The organism is Streptomyces sp. NPDC031100 (genome assembly GCF_055570785.1).
Genome location: NZ_JBVIGN010000024.1, coordinates 72,590 through 90,318, shown reverse-complemented (window position 1 = coordinate 90,318; position 17,729 = coordinate 72,590). Strand labels below are relative to the sequence as shown.

Below are 17,729 nucleotides of genomic sequence, written 5' to 3'. Positions count from 1 at the left end.
CCCCCCCCCCCCCCCCCCCCCCCCCCCCCCCCCCCCCCCCCCCCCCCCCCCCCCCCCCCCCCCCCCCCCCCCCCCCCCCCCCCCCCCCCCCCCGGTCCGGTGCGCGCCCGGTTCCGGGCCTCCCCGCCCGGACGTGCGCGGACCGGTCTGGGGCACCGGGAGCAGTCGCGGCGCGAGGGGCGCGGCGGGGCGCAGCAGCGGTGCCTCGGGCAGGGCGGCCGGTGCGGGACGCCCTGCCGGTTCGGCGGGCGCCCGTTCCGTGCGTACGACGATCCGCTCGCGTTCCGTGTGCCGCCGGACCTCGGCGGCGCCCGGCCGGGGCGCGTCCCGGTCCGGTACGGCCGGGGGCGTGGCGGCGGGCCACAGCACGGAGTCGGCGGCGTCCGGGTCCGGGGTGCGGGCCCGGACCGCCTCGACGCGTTCGAACGGTCCGGGCAGCCGCGGCCGTACCCGGACGGTGTCCGGTCTCGCCTCGGCGTGCCGGGCTATCAGCCGGTCGAGGAAGTCGGGCTCCGCCTCGGGCGCCCGGGAGGAGGAGTCAGACATCCGCACACAGCTCCAGGTAGTAGCGGCGCCGCAGCGGGCTGAGCGCCAGGATCTCCGGCTCGCTCCAGCCGTAGGCGGTGGCGAGCAGATGGACGTCGAGGAGCAGGTCCCTGGCCCAGGCGTCCAGTTCGGTCCACAGGTAGGAGGCGATGTCGAGGTCGGCGCGGGTGGCCGTACCGCACTCGGGGCAGCCGACGTTGAGCGTCACGTCGGCGCCCGGGTCGGCGGCCTCGACGGCCTCGGCGATCCGCCGCTGCACCGGTGCCGGAAGGGCGTCGGCGGTGGTGGGCGTGCCGTTGTGCTCCGCCGAGACCAGACAGCGGGCGAGCAGCGCGGCGCGCGGGTCGGTGGTGCGGGCCGCGGTCGTCAGGTCGGCGAAGGCGGGCAGCCGGAAGGCGATGTCCCAGCCGCCCTCCGTGAGCCGTACGACCGTTTCCTCGGGTGCGCCGAGGGACCGGGCGAACTCCCCGGCGTCCAGCTCGAACTCCATGTCCGCGCCGCAGGCCCGGCACTCCAGCCGTATCTGCATCCGCTCCCCGAACAGGGCGCGGCGCAGGGCGAACAGATCGGACTCGCGCTCGCCCAACGGCACCGCGGGCAGCTCCGCGGTGTCGAGGTCCGGGCGCGCCGTGCGGTGCAGCAGCAGGGCGCGCCCGGCGGGTGCCTCGGCGAGCCCCGCCTCCCAGGTGGCCAGCAGCCCGGCCGCCCCGGTGATCGCCATGTGTTCCCCCCGGCTTCCTCACCTCACGTCAGATCAGGCCGGGTTGAGGAAGGAGGGCTCCTCGGGCTCGGGCACCTCGTAGTCCCGCTCCCAGCCCTCGCACTCGAGCTTCAGCGACTGGATGGCGACCGCGTTGGCGTTGGCGTCCAGTTCGCCGAGGACCTGGTACTCGCTGGGCCAGGTCCGGTAGAGCTTGTGCGAGACGGCGACCTGGCCGGCCTCGTTGAGGACCTGGATGACGATGTCCTTGCGGAAGTCGGCAAGAGAGACCTCGGAGCCGAGGCCCGCGCCGACCTGCCAGACCTTGTTGGCCCAGCGGTCGAACTCGGGGTCGTGGGTGACTCCGCGCTCCAGGGTGATGCCCTCGAACTCGGAGCGGCCCGGCGACTTGCGCGGGGAGGAGGGGTCGCCGCCGTGACGGTGCTTGACGACCTCGGTGGTGCGCTTCAGCGGGCTGATCTTGCTGATGCCGGCGACCGTACGACCGTCCCACAGGACCAGGAACTTGAAGTTCTTGTAGGGGTCGAAACGATGGGCGTTGACGGTGAACTCTGCCATCGAAAAATGTCCTCGGGATTCTTAGAGCTCGAACTGCCCGGACGTCTGCTGGATTTTGACGATCACGAACTCCGCCGGGCGGACCGGTGCGATGCCGACCAGGACGTTCACGATCCCGTTCGCGATGTCCTCGTCGGTCGTGGTGTCGCTGTCGCACTTGACGAAGTAGGCCTCGCGCGGGGTGCCGCCCTTGAAGGCGCCCTGCCGGAAAAGCGTGTGCAGGTACGAGGAGGCTGCCAGCCGGATCTGCTGCCACAGGTTCTCGTCGTTGGGCTCGAACACCACCCACTGCAGGCCGCGCTGGAGGCTCTCCTCGACGTGCAGGGCGAGCCGTCGTACGGGCACGTACTTCCACTCGCTGTCGAGCGCGTCGGCGCCCTCCAGGGTGCGGGCGCCCCACACGGTCGGGCCGGTCAGCGGGAAGCTGCGCAGGCAGTTGATGCCGAGCGGGTTGAGCAGACCGGTCTCGCGGTCGGTGAGGTTCACGGTGAGCGAGTGGACGCCCGCGAGCCGCGCCTCGGTGCCGGCCGGCGCCTTCCACACGCCGCGCTCGGAGTCGGTGCGGGCGATGACGCCTGCGATCGCGCCGGAGGGCGGGAAGGAGCGCAGCCGCCCGGTGAGCGGGTCGGTGAGCTGCAGGTGCGGGAAGTACAGGCCCGCGTGGTTGCCCCGTACGGCGTCGAAGGCGGCGATGCCGGCGCGTGCCGTGTCCACGCTGACCCAGGTGCCGGGTGCGTCGACGAGCAGGAAGATCCGCCGCTCCTGGCACAGGCGCTGGGCCGCCGAGACGACGGTGATCGCGTCCTCGGTCTTCTCGTACGCCGCCAGCTCGGGCAGGACGAGGAGGTTGACGTCGTCGACCTGGCGCAGCGCCTGGATGCCGGTCTTGCCGGCCTCGGAGCCGATGAGGTCGCGCGGTCCGGGCGCCTCGCCGTCCTCGCCGCCGGCCAGCGGGAAGACGGGCGGGTTGACGGAGGCCTCCAGGCCGAGGTCGTTGGCGCACTCGCCGAGGAAGCGGACGACGTCCTCGGGGTCGGTGGAGCCCGCGACCACCTGGACGCGGCGGCCGAAGGCGGTCACCTCGGCGCCCGCGAAGGCGTGCCTGCCCGGGGCGTCGGGCAGGGCGCGCAGCTTGCGTTCCAGCAGCAGGGCCAGCTCGGCCACACAGGACGGGGCTTCGCCGTCGCAGTCGGGGTCGTAGAGCGTGAACTCGCGCTCCACCTCGCCGATCTTGACGGTGAGGTCGACGGCGAGGTCGGGCAGCTGGTGGCCGAACGGCTTGGAGACGGTGCCGGACGGGTCCGGGCGGCCCTCGCCGACCACCTCGACACGGATCAGCCGGGAGCCCGCGTTGATGACGGTCTGGGCGTAGCGGCCGCTGGAGGGGTCCATGGACAGGCCGGTGAAGCTCTCGCGGGCCTCGCCCCGGGCGTCGTAGACCCGCAGATTGAAGGTCTCGTCAGGGCAGGGCGTGTCCTGGTCGACGGCCACACGCAGGCCGTTGCCCCACACGCCGGGCTCCTTGGCGTGCACTTCCAGGACATCGCTGTCGCTGTGCCCCTCGGTGGACTTGAGGGTGACGCAGGCGGCCTTGCCGCTGCCGGCCTTGGTGACACGGACGACGACGGCGACGGTGCCGCCGTTGCCGAAGAACTGGTGGACGGCGTAGCCGACGGCGCTGCGCGCGCTCAGGCCGCCGAAGCGGCGCTCGAACTCCGCGAAGCTGGTGACGCGTACCGGCTCGTTGAGCGGACCCCGCCGGGTGTGACCCACGAAAGCGGTCACCGACGTGGTCAGGGTCGAGATGGTGCGGGTGCTGCTGGGAAGCTCTTCGACGTAGACGCCGGGATACGTCGGCTTGGCGGCGCTCACCGCGCTCATCGGCTTTCCCCCTCCTATCCCTGTCTCGGGCACCGGACGAAGGCACCAAGAGACGACAGAGGGAGATTTTCCGGACTGGTACGCCGAGACACCACCCAAACGGGCGAAAGCTGCCACGCACCGCTTCAATTCCCCCGTCAGCCCCGCGCGTCGATCGCACGGACAAGCGCTCGCTTGCAACCCCTGATGCTCAAGTGCTCAACCCACCTTGTTGCGACGGGAGTTGAGGCAACAAGGTGTCTTCCGGCCATGCAAAGAAAAGGTTTCGTGAAGGTCAACTCGCGGTACTCGCACATCGTTCCCGCGCGCCCCCGACAGGTGGTGCACAGCTTCAGCACGGCGGGCGTGCGGGCAGCATCCGCACCCGCGTTCGGGAAGGCCGGCACACGGCGGACACCGCGCCCTGCGCTCCGCGCACGGGTGTGGGCTCCTCGGGGCCTCCTTCACCCGTACACAATCCTCGGTGGCCGGTTTCGTGAGGGTGCCGTTCCCTCCGGGTGCCGAGGGCGTTGTCAGTGGCCTCCCTTAGAGTTCCCGGCACTTGATCACTGCGCATGCGGGGAGGCATGGATGGGGTGGGTTGCGGCCGGCGACTACGAGGTCGCCCTCGACGGCGGGAAGGTGGTGTGCCGCAACGCGGCCGGACGGCGGCTGAAGTCCGTACCCGCGAAGCTCGGCGACGATCCGGCGGTCATGGGTCTCAGGCAGCTCGCCGAGTGGCTGGAGCGCCACGAGCGGCAGTGCCTGGCCGATGCGGAGCGGTGGATGGTCCGCTCGCTGCCGGTGCCGCTCGCCGTCCTCACCCGGGTGTGGCCGGACCCCGCCTGGCAGGCCGCCCTGCGCGACCTCGTCGTCACCGGCGACGACGGGCAGGTAGCCGGCTTCCTGCGGGACGCCGACCCGGAGCGCGGCCTCGGCCTCGTCGACCTGGACGGCGACACCGTGCGTATCGCCCCGGACCTCGTCCGCATCCCGCACCCGGTCCTCCTGGACGACCTGGAGGAGCTGCGGGAGTTCGCCGTCGAGCTGGGTGTCGAACAGCGCGCCCAGCAGCTCTTCCGCGAGGTCTGGCACCGCCCGGCCGGCCTGGACGCCGAGGCGACCCAGGTGGAGGAGTACGCGGGCGGCTCGTACAAGGAACTGCGCTTCCTGCACGGCAGGGCGACCCAGCTCGGCTACCGGGTGCGCGGCGGACACGCGGTGTGCCCCGTCCTGGAGGACGGCCGCGGCGTCGAGGCCCGCGTCTGGGTCGGCGACTACGACGGCTGGGAGGAGACCGAGACCGGCTCGCTGGTGTGGGCCGATCCCGCAGGGCGCCTGTTGAAGCTCGGTCAGGTGGGGCCGGTCGCCTGGTCGGAGGGCATGCGCATGGCGGCCGCGCTGTACGCCGGGCGGGACATCCAGGACGAGGAGCAGGCGGCATGAACACGTACGACGAGACCACCGCGGCCACGCTTCTGGACTCCGGTGCCGTACTGCCCCCGGGCAGCACCGCGCGCGAGGACGCCGACAGCCTCACCGTCCGCACCTACACCCACCCCGCCCTGGACGACCGGCAGGTGGTCCGCCTGGTGCCGGGCACCCTCGGCGAGGCCGAGGACCTGGCGCTGGAGTTCCTGGGCCTCGCCCGCGAGCCGGAGGCGCCCGAGGTCGGGCAGGTACGCAAGGAGACCCTGGGCTTCCCGGCGTGGGCGCTGGTGAACGACCCGGCGAACGGGCACCATGCGCTCGCCCTGGTCAAGGATGTCGAGCGGCTCGCCCGGCAGGCCAAGTCCCGGCCGGGCACGGCCAAGGACGGCTTCGAGGCGCTCGGCGAGCGGCTCGGCCGGGCCGTGCCACACTTCCTGCCGACGTTCTACGAGCAGGCCGCGCGGGTCTTCCTGGAGCACGAGAACACCACGTACGCGGCCGCCTTCTTCGGCAAGGCCCGCGAGGCCGAGCGGGTGCACGCGCTCACCGTGGACGAGGAGCGGCAGCGGGCGGTGTTCCTGGAGTTCGCCTTCGCCGGGGCACTCACCGTCAAGGCCCTCAAGGAGCATGTGAAGGACCTCGCCCGGCGCCTCGACCCGGCCGCCGCGTGGGCGCAGTTCCGGCAGCTGACGGTCGAGCGCTGCGCGGCCGGCATGCCGCCTTACGCGTCGCTGCCGCAGGACGCGCGCGGGCTGATCAAAGGGGCGGGTCTGGACCGGGCCACGGAGGAGTGCGCCCTGGTCGCCGACCTGATCGCCTCCCCCGCCGCCGTCCGGGCACCCGCGTCCTTCTGGAACTCCTACCGCGCGGTCCTCCCCGGCCTCGCCGAGCGTCAACCCGCCGTCCGGGCGCGCCTGCTGGAGATCATGCCGGCCGGGCTCGGCCGGGAGGTCGAGGACGACGAGTTCTGGCTGACGCTGCTCGCGGAGTCCGGGACCGAGCGGCTGCTGACCGACGCGGACGCGGCCGAGGAGTACGGCGTCGATCCCGCCGACTGGCTGAGCCGCTGGGCTGCCTTCCGCAAGCACGGCGGGTCCTGGTCGCGCCGCTCACCGGCCACGCTGGCGCTCGTCGAGCGCATGGCTCCGCTGCTGCGCGCCTCCGGCCGGGCCGTGGACCTGTTCACCGGCCGCTGGCACGCCGGCGCCGACCTCGACCTGCTGGACCTGTGCACGGCCGAGGGTATCCCGCTCACGGTTCCCGGCGCCGAAGTGAACGTGTACCTGCCGCTCACCGACTGGCTGAAGGACACCCGGACCGGCCGCCGGGACCTGGTGGCCGTCGCGGCCGACCCGCACGTCCGGCGCCTGCTGCACCAGGCAGTCGACACGGTCGGCAACGACTCGCACCATCGCGAGCTGCTGAAGACCGTCGCCGCCCACCCGGTGCTCTCGGTCGTGCTGAGCGAGTGGCTGGACGAGGCCGCTGGGGACTACACGCGCGCGGTGGGCCTGCCCGCCGCCCGTGCCGCGCTCGACCGGCTGCGCCCCTTCCGGTCGATCGCCTCCGCGGTCAACGCGGACGCCGTCGCACGGGTCGCCGGACACGCGGTGGCTCCACTGCTCGGCCGCACGCTGCGCGCCGGAATCCTGGACGAGCTGGGCTGGCCCGCCCTGGACGAGGCGCTGGCCCTGCTCGACGTCGAGACCAGGAAGGGTGAGGACAACACGCTGACGGTCCACGAGGCCTGGCCCGCGCTGATCCTGGCGCGCCGGCACAAGGCGATCGTGGTCGGCCCCGACCAGGTGCTCCTCGAACACGACCTGCGCCTGCCCCAGGAGCTGGACCGCTGGCAGCGCCCCCGGTTCCGCTACGTGGACGGCGAACTGCTCGTGATGTGGCGGCAGGGCGCCAAGCAGCACGGCTACTGGTCGGCCCGCCCCGCCGAGGTGTTCGAACTCGGCGGCGAGCAGCTGCCCTCGTACTGGACCGGGAACGAGGTCGGCGCCCCTTCGATCCCGCTGCCCGGGGGCGGCCGCGCCACCGGCGGCCGCACGCTGCACGCCGGGGACACGGTCCTGCCGCCGAGCCGTTCCGTGATCGGCGACGGCACCACGCTGTGGCGCCAGGGCAGGCAGGGCGTCGAGACGGTGTGGCTGGAGTACGACCCGGCCACCGGCACGCACGGCCGCGCCTCCCTTCCCGCGCTGCTGCGGTCCGGCATCCACGAGGACGCCTCCCTGCTGCCCCGCTCCTGCGAGGTGCTCCCGCTGCAACCGGGTCTCGAGAACAGCCCGTTCGGCACCGACGGCACGGTGCTGGGCCGCTGGGTGCGCCTGGAGGGCAAGGGGGACGAGACCCGCAGCGTCGCCGGGACGCCGGACGGGCGCACGGTCTCGGTGGCTGCGTACAACGGCCGGGCGGGCGCGGTGCCGCTGGGCGCGCTGCGGCTGCCCGGGGGTGCCGAGCCGGTCGCCGCACAGATGCACCGCAAGGTCGGCCTGTTCGCGCCCGATGACACCTCCCCGGGCGGCGAGCTGGGTGGTGTGACGACCGGTGAAAGCGGCAACGAGTTCGCCGCCGGTACGCGACTGGTGCCGCCGCTCGCCTTCTGGCACGCGCTGCGCCCGCGCGACGAGCAGGGTTCGGCCGTGCTGCGCGCGTTGACCGACGAGCAGGCGGCCGAGGTGCTGCGGGTCACGGCGCTGGCGTTGGAGGGACGGCGGCAGGCGCTGGCCGACGCCGGCTCGGACGAAGCCGCCAAGGCCGCCGTACCGTCCGCTGACCACGTCGCCCTCGGCGCCGTCGCGCTCGCCCTGCCCGGCTGCACCGACGGCAGGCTGCTCATCGGTGTCGCCGCGCTGGTCCGGGTGGCGCTGCGCATCACCGAGTCGGCCACGGCCTTCGGGGCGCCGCCTGCCGAGCGGCCGCAGCGGGCCAGAGGGGCGGAGGAGATGTTCGCCGACTACGCCCCCGAGCACGGCGACAACCGCACCCTCCAGACGGCCACGGCCGGCCTCGCCGGCCTGCACGGGTGGTGGGGGCAGCCGTGGAGCACGCTGCGTCAGATCCGGGCCGTGAACCACGCCCTGTGCGGGAAGCCGGCCGAAGGCAAGCCGCTGCCCGACCCCGACCACCTCGCCGCGCTCCGCGACGGCTGGCACAGCGACAAGCACACCATCCCCGGGATCGGCATGGTGTGGCCGTCCGTACTGGGCGTGCTGGGTCCCCTCGCCTACCGGGCCACCTCGCCCGCCCTGACCGACGCCCAACGGGATTCTCTGCTCCTGCTGTTCGAGGCGCTGGGTGAAGGACCGCTCGCGGAACCGGGGGCGACGCTCCGCGAGATCGTCCTGAGCGAGCCGCACGACAAGCAGGAGCGGGCGGGTCAGGTGCTGCGCCGCGGAGGCCGCACCGTGGTCGTGCTCGGCTGCCAGAGCATCGACAGCCAGCGCGACCGCGTCAACTGGCTGGCCCTGGACCACGACCCGTCCGGCGCGTTCGGCGCTGTCGCCCACTTCACGCTGGACAGGGAGACCAGGTACCCGTCGACGATCCCCGCCGAACGGCTCGCCGCTGTCACCCGGCTGATCCGAGACAAGGGCGCCGCTCCCTGGCGGGCCGAGGGGCCCGAGGCGCTGGCGGCGGCGACCCACGGCGGACTGGGTCCGCTGCAGGCCGGCGCGCTGCTCGCCGGCCTGCTGCAGGAACCCGGCGCCGAGGGGCTGGCCGTCATCGGGCTGAAGCCCCGGCAGAGCGAGTTCGCAGTCGCCCGGGTCAACGCCCTGGACCCCGAGGATCGGAAGGTCCTCCTCGGCGCCCTGCTGCCCGCGGACCCCGCCGAACTGTGGGCCACCGGTCCCGACACGGAGGCCGCCGGCCGGGTGTGGGCCGAACGGCTCAGTTCGCTCGTCCGCCTGCCGGAGGACCTCAGCGCCGACATGGCGGGCGTGGGCTGTGCCGAGGAGGTGCTGAACCCCACCCGCACCCCGTGGCTGGCGCGCACCACCGTCCTGCGGCCCGGCAAGGACGGCGACCTGGCCTGGGCGGACCCCGCGGCCGTCCCCGGCCGGCACGATCTGTCGTCCGCCGTGAACTCCCTGGCCGCACTGGCCTACGTCCTGCCGTACGGCCATCCGCTGCGGGCGTCCCTGCCCGAGGGGCTCGCCGCCCTGCGCCGCCGGGTGAGCGATCCGGAGCTGCTGCTCGACCTGGACGTCGAGTGGACGGAGAAGGGCGGCTCGACCGCCGTCGAACTGCGCAAGGCCTACGCCCTCCCGGCGACCGGAGGCGCCGACGCGCACGGCCTCACCCGGGTCGGCGAGGCGATCGTCCTGCGCCCCTGGTACCAGGACATGGAGACGGTCCTGATCCGCCCGGCCGCGCTCACCGGCCCCGACGACCCCGTGTTCGGGCTGCTCGAAGGCCTGGTCGGCGGCGCGCGCGGCCACGGCCTGCGCATGCTGCGTACGCTCCTGGGCGACGAGCTGGGCCGGGCGGTCGAGGCCGGTGTCGATGGCCCCTCGGGACACGCCCAGGACCCGACCGTCACCGCGCCCGCGCTCGTCGCCGAGGCCGCCGCGGCGCACGGCCTGGGCGAGGACGCGGCCGCGCTCTACCTCCTGCTGCTGGCGCTGCCCGATCCGACGGACCGCAACTGCGCGCGCTGGACCGGCTGGAAGCCCGCCCGCATGAAGAAGGCCCGTGCCGAGCTGGCCGCGACCGACCTGGTCGTGGAGGCCAAGCGGCCGCGCGCGGGGCGGAGCCTGTTCCTGCCCTGCGGCTGGCGCGACCTGAAGTCGCCGGCGCTGCCGGTGGAGATCTGGAAGGAGGGCCTGTACCCGGTCCTTCACCACCGGCGCGCCCTGCCCCTGCTGCCGGTGCCGGAGCTGTTCGCCCGCGCCTGGGACCGGGTCCGCTCGGGCGACGCACCGGCCTACGAGGAGCTGACCACACGGGCCACCCGCAGGGGGCGCCGCCGATGATCCCCTGCGCACCGACCATCACCCGCACCACCCTGAAGGGCACCTGCCGATGACCACCGTCCTCGTTCCCGACGCGACCCGTCAGATCGTCCCGCCCGAGGACCGGTACGCCACCGAACTGGCCTTCCTCGCTGCGTACGACAGCGGGCCGCGCCCGCCCGCGTGGCGGCTCACGCCCCGGGCCGTCGTCACGTTCGTCATGGGCAGCGGCGGGCAGGCGCTGCGGCTGCCCGACGACGCCGAGGTGCCGGACGCAGTGCCTCGGCGCCTGGTGGTGGAGGGCAAGTTCGTCGGCGACCGGGCGCTGGTGGAGCGGTGCGTCGTCACGCTCGCCGGTGAGCGGGGCCTGCTGCTCGTCGGCGAGCCCGGCACCGCCAAGTCCATGCTGTCCGAGCTGCTGTCGGCCGCCGTCTGCGGGACCAGCGGTCTGGTGGTGCAGGGCACGGCGGGCACCACCGAGGACCAGCTCAAGTACGGCTGGAACTACGCCCTGTTGCTCGCTCAGGGGCCCAGCCGGCAGGCGCTGGTGCCGTCGCCGGTGCTGACCGCCATGTCCCGGGGTGCGATCGCCCGGGTCGAGGAGGTCACCCGCTGCCTGCCCGAAGTGCAGGACGCCCTGGTGTCGTTGCTGTCGGAGCGGCGCATCGCCGTACCCGAACTCGCGGGCAGCGAGGACGCGTTGGCGCACGCTGCGCCCGGGTTCAATCTCATCGCCACGGCCAACCTGCGGGACAAGGGCGTCTCGGAGATGTCCGCCGCCCTCAAGCGCCGCTTCAACTTCGAGACCGTGGGCCCCATCCCGGACCTCGACGCAGAGACGGCACTGGTGCGCCGCCAGGCCTCGGCCTCGGTGGAGCGGGCCGGGGCGCCCTTCCAGGTCGACGACGCGGTGCTGGAGGCGCTGGTCACCGCGTTCCGGGATCTGCGGGAGGGGCGCTCGGCAGAGGGCTGGGAGGTGGAGCGGCCGTCCACGGTGATGAGCACCGCCGAGGCCGTGTCCGTCGCCGGTGCGCTGGGCCTGGCCGCGGCGTACTTCCCCGGCGACCGTGACGTCCTCGGCCTGCTTCCGGGCCACCTTCTCGGTGTCGTGCGCAAGGACGACCCGGCCGACGCGGCCCGGCTGCGCGGCTACTGGGACGGCCCCGTCCGGCGCCGCGCCGAGCAGGGCTCCGCCACCTGGCGGACCCTGTGGGACCTGCGCACGGTCCTGGAGGGCTGACGGCCGTGCCCCACCCCTCTCCCGAGGCGGCCGTCCTGGCCCTCACCGACCCGGCGGCGCCCTGCCTCATCGGCGTACGACACCACGCGCCGTCCCTGGCCGCGGCCGTACCGGCACTGCTGGACGCGGCGAAGCCGGACGTCCTGCTCGTCGAACTCCCCGCCGAACTGCAGGACTGGCTGCCGTGGCTCGCCCACGAGGAGACCCGCGCACCGGTCGCCCTCGCCGCCGCACCCGGCGACGGGGTCTGCGGCCCGGCGTTCTATCCCTTCGCCGACTTCTCACCCGAACTGGTGGCGGTGCGGTGGGCGGCCCGGCACGGTGTGCCGGTCGTCGCGTGCGATCTGCCGCTCGCGGACCGGGCATGGAGCGGGGATACGGCGGCCACTGCGGACCCGGAAGGCGTCATGGCACCGGAGGCGGGCGGCGGCGCGGTCGCGACAGCGGACGGTTCCACCGTAGCCGGGCTGGCCACCGCGGTCCGCTCCCGCCTCACCGGCCGCCCCGGCGAGGACCTCTGGGACCGGCTGGTCGAGGCCACCGCCCCCGGTTCGCCGCCGGAGGCCCTGCGGCGGGCCGCGCTGCTCACGGGCTGGGCGCTGCGCGAGGATGCGGCGCACTCGGGCGGGGTGCCGGAGCTGGATCTGCGGCGGGAACGGTGGATGCGGTCCTGCCTCGCGGCGGCCACCGCGAACGGCGAGCGTGCCGCCGTGGTGGTGGGCGCCTTCCACGCCCCGGCGCTGCTCGAACCGGCCGAGGGAACGCTCTCCCCCGCGGACGGCAGGGCCACGCCGTCCTGGACCACCTCCCTCATCCCCTACGCCTACGCCCTCCTCGACGAGCGCTCCGGCTACCCAGCCGGTATCCGTGACCCCGAGTGGCAGCACCTGGTGCTCGAGGCCGCCGGTGAACCGGCCGCGCTGGAGGAGGCGTTGACCGGGGCGGCCGTCCGGGTCTGTGCGGAGTTGCGGGCGCTGGGCCACCCCTCCGGGCCCGCCGACGCGCGCGAGATCGTGCGGCTCGCCGGTGATCTGGCCCGGCTGCGGGGGCTGCCCGCGGCGGGCCGGGGCGAGTTGGTGGAGGCCGTGCAGACGGTCCTCGCGCAGGGCGAGCCGTACGGGCGGGGGCGGGCCGTCGCCCGGGCGATGGAGCAGGTGCTCGTCGGCACGCGTGCCGGTCGCCCGGCGCCGGACGCGCCGCGCAGCGGGCTGGCTCCCGCGGTCGAGGCCGAGCTGGCCGCGCTGGGCCTGCCCGGCCCGGCCGACTCCGGCCCCGGCACCGCCCGCGACCTGCGCCTCGACCCGCTCCGGTCCGACCTGGACCGCCGCCGCGAACTGCTGCTGCGCCGCCTGACGGTGTGCGCGGTGCCGTACGCGGAGCCGAAGGAGGTCAGCGGTGCGGGCGGCGCCGAGGGGCTGACGTCCCGCTGGGAGGTGCGCTGGACGCCGGCGACGGCGGCGATGCTTACGGCGGCAGGCGTCCGCGGCGTCACCCCGGCCCAGGCCGCCGAAGGAGTGCTGCGGGAACGGCACCGCACGGAGCGGGACGAGGGCGGGCCCACCGCGGCACAGGCCCTCAGCGGCCTGGAGCAGGCGGCGGAGTGCGGTCTGCCCGGCCTGGCGGACGAGCGGCTGGCGGAGACGGCCGACGTGCTGCCGAACTCCGGCGCGCTGCCCGAACTCCTTGCCGGTCTGGCCCTGTTGGACCGGCTGCGGGCCGGGCACATCGCGGGACTCCCGGCCGACGAGGACCGTACGGTACGGGCGGCGGCCGTGGCCGAGCTGCTCACCGCCGCCGCCGTACGCCAGGTCGACGGCCTCACCGGTTCCGAGGACCCCGCCCACGCCCATGCCCTGCTGGAACTCGCCCACCGGGCCGACCTGTTGGGCGGCATCCGGCTCACCGACGCGCTCGCCCGGCTGGCCGCCGACGGCTCCCCGCTGATGCGCGGCGCCGCCGGAGCCGTACGTGTGCTGCTCGGGCACGAGGATCCGCTCCGCTTCGGTGACCGGGTAGCGTCGTGGGTGGACGGGGCCTGCGACCCGGAGACCCGGTCCGCGCTGGCCGCGCGGCTCACGGGGCTGCTGACCGCGGCGGGCCCGCTGCTGGAGTCGGCGGCCCCCGCGCTGGAGCCGTTGCTGGGCCGGGTGTCGGAGCTGTCCGACCGGGACTTCCTGGACCGGCTGCCCGCCCTGCGGGGCGGTTTCGACACGCTGAGCCCTGCCGCCCGCGACCGGCTCCTGTCCACCGTCGAGGAGCGCCTGGACGAGAGCCACCTGGCCGACACCGGCGCGGTCGACCCTGGCGCGCTGGCCACCTGGACCCGCGCCGACCTCGCGGCCCGTGAGGCACTCGGCGCCTGGGGGCTCCTTCCGCCGCCCCGGAATCCGAAGGCCGCGTCCGCCGCAGCCGGGAGACCGGACGGCCCCGCCTCCGGCGCGGACCACCGGCTCGCTCCGGCCGACCGCTGGCGTCTGGTGCTGGGCCGCCGCCGCGACCAACTGCCCGCCTCTGCCCGCACGTTGGCGACCGCGCTCGACGAGCTGTACGGCAGCGGACGCGGGGAGGGCAGCCGGGGCGACCTGACCGGTGCCGGGCCCGGCGGCCGGGAGGCGCCGTACCCCGGGGTGCGGGAGTGGTCCGAGGAACTGGCGGCATTGTTCGGCCCGGGTATCCGGGAGGAGGTGCTGGCGGCGGCCGCGGCGGCGGGCCGACAGGACGTGTTCCAGGAGCTCGACCCGGACACCGTACGACCCTCGGTCGACCTGCTCCGCTCGGTGCTCCGGCACGCGGGCGGGCTGCCGGAGGCCCGGCTGGCCGCGCTGCGTCCGCTCGTGCGGCGCCTGGTCGACGCACTGACCCGGGAGCTGGCCACCCGGCTGCGTCCCGCGCTGCACGGCACCGCGCTGCCACGCCCGAGCCGGCGTCCGGGCGGCGGACTCGACCTGCCCCGCACTCTGCGGGCCAACCTGGCGACCGCGCGCCGCACTCCGGAGGGCACGGTCCAGGTCATCCCCGAGCGTCCCGTCTTCCGTACCCGGGCCCGAAAGGCCGCCGACTGGCGGCTGGTCCTGGTCACCGACGTGTCGGGGTCCATGGAGGCGTCCACGATCTGGGCCGCGATCACGGCCTCCGTACTGGCCGGGGTGCCGACCCTGTCCACGCACTTCCTGGCCTTCTCCACCGAGGTCATCGACCTGACCGACCACGTCGAGGACCCGCTGTCGCTGCTGCTGGAGGTCAGCGTGGGCGGCGGTACCCACATCGCGGCCGGGCTGCGGCACGCGCGCGAGCTGGTCACCGTGCCCTCGCGGACGCTCGTGGTGGTCGTCAGCGACTTCGAGGAGGGCTACCCCCTCGGCGGGCTGCTCGCCGAGGTCCGCGCCCTGGTCGGCGCCGGCTGCCACGTCCTCGGATGCGCGAGCCTGGACGATTCCGGCCGTCCCCGGTACTCGACCGGGGTCGCACGTCAGTTGGTCGCGGCGGGGATGCCGGTGGCCGCCCTCAGTCCGCTCGAACTCGCCCGCTGGGTAGGGGAGAAGATCACATGAGCCAGGAGCCTGTGAGCCCGGGTGGTGTGGGCCTGGGGGGTGTGAGCGCGGGGGGTGTGAGCGCGGATCTGCCTCCGGTCGCCCCGTCCGTGACCGCCGAACTCGTCGCGGCGCTCTCGCCCCGGCTGCGCAAGCGGCTCGACGCGGGCATCGCCAAACTGGCGGACCGCCCGGCCGTGCGCGACGGCGACACCGTGCGCATCGCCGTCGACGACGGCACCCAGCTCGAACTCCACGCCCCCGGCGGCGCGGTGACCAGCGTGGATGCCATCCGCTGCGGCTGTCTGCTGGCCCCGGACTGTCTGCACCGGGCCGCGGCGGCCTCGGCGGCTCCGATCGCGGAACCGACGGCGGAACCGGCGGCGGAACCGGCCGCTGCCGCCGACTCCCACGAGGCGGGGACCAGTTCGGAGGAACCGACGGACACCACGGCCCCCGAGCGGGCCACCCCCGAGCAGTGCGCCGCCGCCCACACCGTGCACACCGCCGCGACCGCCGTACTCGAAGCCGGTACGGACGGAGCCGGGGCGGTGCTCCAGGCGGAGCTGCTGCGCGCCGCGCACACGGCGCGGCTCGCGGGACTCCCCCGGGCCGCCGCCACGGCCGTCTCCGTGGTGAACGCGCTGCGCGCCGCCCGCTCCGCCGACCCGGCGTACCGTCTCGCCGACCTCGTCACCGCCCTCCGCGACGCCCTGTCGACGGCCCACCGCATCCCGCACGCCGAGGGCCCGGAACTGACCGAGCTGCGCGGCACCGTACGGCAGCCGTACCGCCCGGACGGCTCGCTGCGGCTGTACGGCGTCTTCTCCGAACCGGTGCTCACCGCGAGCGGGTACGCGGGTGCCGTCACCTGGACCGCCGACGCCGAGGGCCGCCTGTACCAGGTGTCGGACGTGGCGCCGGGCGGCGCCGGGCGGGCGGTGGGCGCGGCGGATCGGGCCGTACGCGTCGGTGACACCGCCCTGACGCACCGGGAGCTGTCCCGGGCGGGGCTCGCGGTGTCGGGGGCGACGGTGTCGCCGACGGGTCGGCTGGGGGCGGGCGCGGGGGTACGGGCGGTCCGCGCGTCCGGTGCCGACTGGCGCGCGGAGCCGCTGGACCGCCTCTGGGCGGTGCCGGTCGCCGAGCAGGTGTCCCGTGCCCTGAGCGGGGGCCACGACCTGCTCTTCCTCGAAGTGACCTTGACGGGCGCGGTCCGGGAGGCGGCGGGCGACTGTCTGCTCGGCGACTGCGGGGGCGTCCCGCTGCGGCTGACCGCCGCGCACGACCATCCGGCGCTCCCCCACCGCGACAACCTCCGCCTGCTGGCCGCCGCCCGGGGCAGCCGGCTGCGGGCCGTGGTCCGGCTCGTCCCGGCCTCGCACCCGCGGGCGCTGCTGCTGGCGGTCGAGCACCCCACCCTCCCCGGCACCCGCGTCGATGTAGGCCTGGACCGGCTGCAGCACGCCGACCTGCCCGCCGCGCCCGCCGCCCCGGCTGCCGCACCCGTATCCGATGAGGCGCCGGTGCACCTGCTGCGCCGCCGTGTGCACCAGGCGGCCTCGGGCGGCCGGCTCGTGCTGTCCTTCCCCTCGCACGGGGCCGCCGACGTCCGGCGGCTGAGCCGCCACGGCCTTTCGACGGCGGGCGACCTCCTGGACGAACTCCACGCGGCCGCGGCGGAGCGGTCCCGTGACGTCTTCGGCCGTCTGCTCCCGGCTGACACCGACCGGTTCGCCAGGGCCTGGCTGGCCGCGGCCCGCTACACCGACGAGGTCGACCGCGTCCTGTGCGCCGCAGCCTGGGGTGCCTGAGGCAGGAGGCAGGTGAGGAGGCTGAGGGGGGCGACCACGCCGGGCGGGCCGCCGTTCCCCCGCGTCGGCGGCCCGCCCGGCGTGCGTCCGACCAGGTCGGTGCCGCCGGGTTGAAGTGTGGGGCAGCCGGGGACGGCAGGGGTATGCGTAGAAGTACGTAGACGGCGCAGGGGCGGCGAGGCGGCGCGCGGGCGACACGCGGAGAGGAACACGTGGCACACGGGCTGGACAGGGCCTACGAACGCCTGGTGGCGGTCGCCGTGGCAGCGCTGCACGAGCGAGAGCCCGGGCTCCTGTGGCCGCTGCTCGGCAGCGCCCTGATGGACCTGTGCGGCGGCGAGGCGGTCGTCCACAAGCTGGACGACTGGAGCGAGAGCGAGGGCACGGTCGGCGGTTCGCCCGACGCTGCCGCCGTCGAGCTGGCCGGGCTCGGGGAGTCGGGCCTGGGCCTGCTCCGCGCGGGCTACCCTTTCGCGCACCACTATGCGAGCCGGTCCGACCGGACCCCGGTCACCGCGCACCGGGCGGTGGGCCGGGACTGGCCGGGCAGCCCGACGGCCCGGCTGCTCGGTGACGTCCTCGACGCCGACCACGTGCTCGGCGTACCGCTGCCCGGCAGCGGCTCGCCGATCACCGGGTGCCTCGTCTACCGCTCCGGTGCGGACTTCGCCGACGACCAGCTCTCGATGGCCGAGCGCGCGCAGCCGCTGCTGGCCGGCGTGGAGCGGCAGCGGCAGCTGCTGGAGGAGTGGCGGCGGGCTCTGGCCCCGGCCGGAGCGCCGGACGAGCGGGCGGCGGACTGCACGCTGACGCCCCGCGAGACGACCGTCCTGCTCCTGCTCGCCGACGCCCTGACCGCGGACGCCATCGGGCGCCGCCTCGGCATCTCGGCCCGTACCGTGCACAAGCACGTGGAGAACATCTACCGCAAGCTGGGCACCCGCGACCGGGTCGGCACGGTGGTGCGCGCCCAGCGGCTCGGTCTGGTCCCCTCCCCCGGCACCCGGGGGCCCTGTGCCGGCCCTCCGTGATTGGTTACCGTGGAGCGGTCCAGAAGCGAGCAGA

The 17,729-nt window shown here is 75.0% G+C and carries 9 protein-coding genes; 6 read left to right on the top strand and 3 right to left on the bottom strand.

The window, feature by feature from the left end:
• Nucleotides 1-538: 538 nt before the first annotated feature.
• From ACZ5DS_RS41415 to ACZ5DS_RS41405, 3 genes are read right to left on the bottom strand one after another with little or no spacing between them, the layout of a single operon-like run.
• Nucleotides 539-1,267: a T4 family baseplate hub assembly chaperone gene (locus ACZ5DS_RS41415; protein ID WP_468249380.1), complete on the bottom strand. Its 729-nt coding sequence runs from the start codon at nucleotides 1,265-1,267 to the stop codon at nucleotides 539-541.
• Nucleotides 1,268-1,300: 33 nt separating this feature from the next.
• A complete protein-coding gene (locus ACZ5DS_RS41410; protein WP_004003113.1) occupies nucleotides 1,301-1,825 on the bottom strand; it encodes a phage tail protein in 525 nt (174 codons plus the stop codon).
• Between the two features lie 21 nt (nucleotides 1,826-1,846).
• Nucleotides 1,847-3,706, bottom strand: coding sequence for a phage tail sheath subtilisin-like domain-containing protein (locus ACZ5DS_RS41405; protein ID WP_468249378.1), 1,860 nt, complete (start codon nucleotides 3,704-3,706; stop codon nucleotides 1,847-1,849).
• A 570-nt stretch (nucleotides 3,707-4,276) separates the two neighbouring features.
• On the opposite strand from ACZ5DS_RS41405, the gene ACZ5DS_RS41400 reads away from it, so the two are divergent.
• From ACZ5DS_RS41400 to ACZ5DS_RS41375, 6 genes are all read left to right on the top strand, one after another.
• Nucleotides 4,277-5,131, top strand: a complete 855-nt coding sequence (locus ACZ5DS_RS41400) for a DUF4132 domain-containing protein (RefSeq protein WP_468249377.1) — start codon at nucleotides 4,277-4,279, stop codon at nucleotides 5,129-5,131.
• Complete coding sequence (locus tag ACZ5DS_RS41395) at nucleotides 5,128-10,101, top strand: hypothetical protein (RefSeq protein ID WP_468249375.1); 4,974 nt, start codon at nucleotides 5,128-5,130, stop codon at nucleotides 10,099-10,101. Before ACZ5DS_RS41400 ends, ACZ5DS_RS41395 begins: the two co-directional genes overlap by 4 nt.
• A 49-nt stretch (nucleotides 10,102-10,150) precedes the next feature.
• Complete coding sequence (locus tag ACZ5DS_RS41390; protein WP_468249372.1) at nucleotides 10,151-11,320, top strand: ATP-binding protein; 1,170 nt, start codon at nucleotides 10,151-10,153, stop codon at nucleotides 11,318-11,320.
• Nucleotides 11,321-11,325: 5 nt separating this feature from the next.
• The gene (locus ACZ5DS_RS41385) at nucleotides 11,326-14,871 is read left to right on the top strand and encodes a vWA domain-containing protein (RefSeq protein ID WP_468249369.1); all 3,546 of its coding nucleotides are present in this window, start codon (nucleotides 11,326-11,328) and stop codon (nucleotides 14,869-14,871) included.
• A 56-nt stretch (nucleotides 14,872-14,927) separates the two neighbouring features.
• Nucleotides 14,928-16,664: a hypothetical protein gene (locus ACZ5DS_RS41380; protein WP_468249390.1), complete on the top strand. Its 1,737-nt coding sequence runs from the start codon at nucleotides 14,928-14,930 to the stop codon at nucleotides 16,662-16,664.
• Between the two features lie 212 nt (nucleotides 16,665-16,876).
• Nucleotides 16,877-17,695 (top strand): helix-turn-helix transcriptional regulator, encoded by an 819-nt coding sequence (locus ACZ5DS_RS41375; RefSeq protein ID WP_468249367.1) that lies wholly within the window; start codon nucleotides 16,877-16,879, stop codon nucleotides 17,693-17,695.
• Nucleotides 17,696-17,729 lie beyond the last annotated feature (34 nt).

Excerpts from the sequence above, each read along its gene's own strand:
- ACZ5DS_RS41415 (WP_468249380.1), bottom strand. The coding sequence starts at position 1,267 with ATGGCGATCACCGGGGCGGCCGGGCTGCTGGCCACCTGGGAGGCGGGG.
- ACZ5DS_RS41410 (WP_004003113.1), bottom strand. The coding sequence starts at position 1,825 with ATGGCAGAGTTCACCGTCAACGCCCATCGTTTCGACCCCTACAAGAAC.
- ACZ5DS_RS41405 (WP_468249378.1), bottom strand. The coding sequence starts at position 3,706 with ATGAGCGCGGTGAGCGCCGCCAAGCCGACGTATCCCGGCGTCTACGTC.
- ACZ5DS_RS41400 (WP_468249377.1), top strand. The coding sequence starts at position 4,277 with ATGGGGTGGGTTGCGGCCGGCGACTACGAGGTCGCCCTCGACGGCGGG.
- ACZ5DS_RS41395 (WP_468249375.1), top strand. The coding sequence starts at position 5,128 with ATGAACACGTACGACGAGACCACCGCGGCCACGCTTCTGGACTCCGGT.
- ACZ5DS_RS41390 (WP_468249372.1), top strand. The coding sequence starts at position 10,151 with ATGACCACCGTCCTCGTTCCCGACGCGACCCGTCAGATCGTCCCGCCC.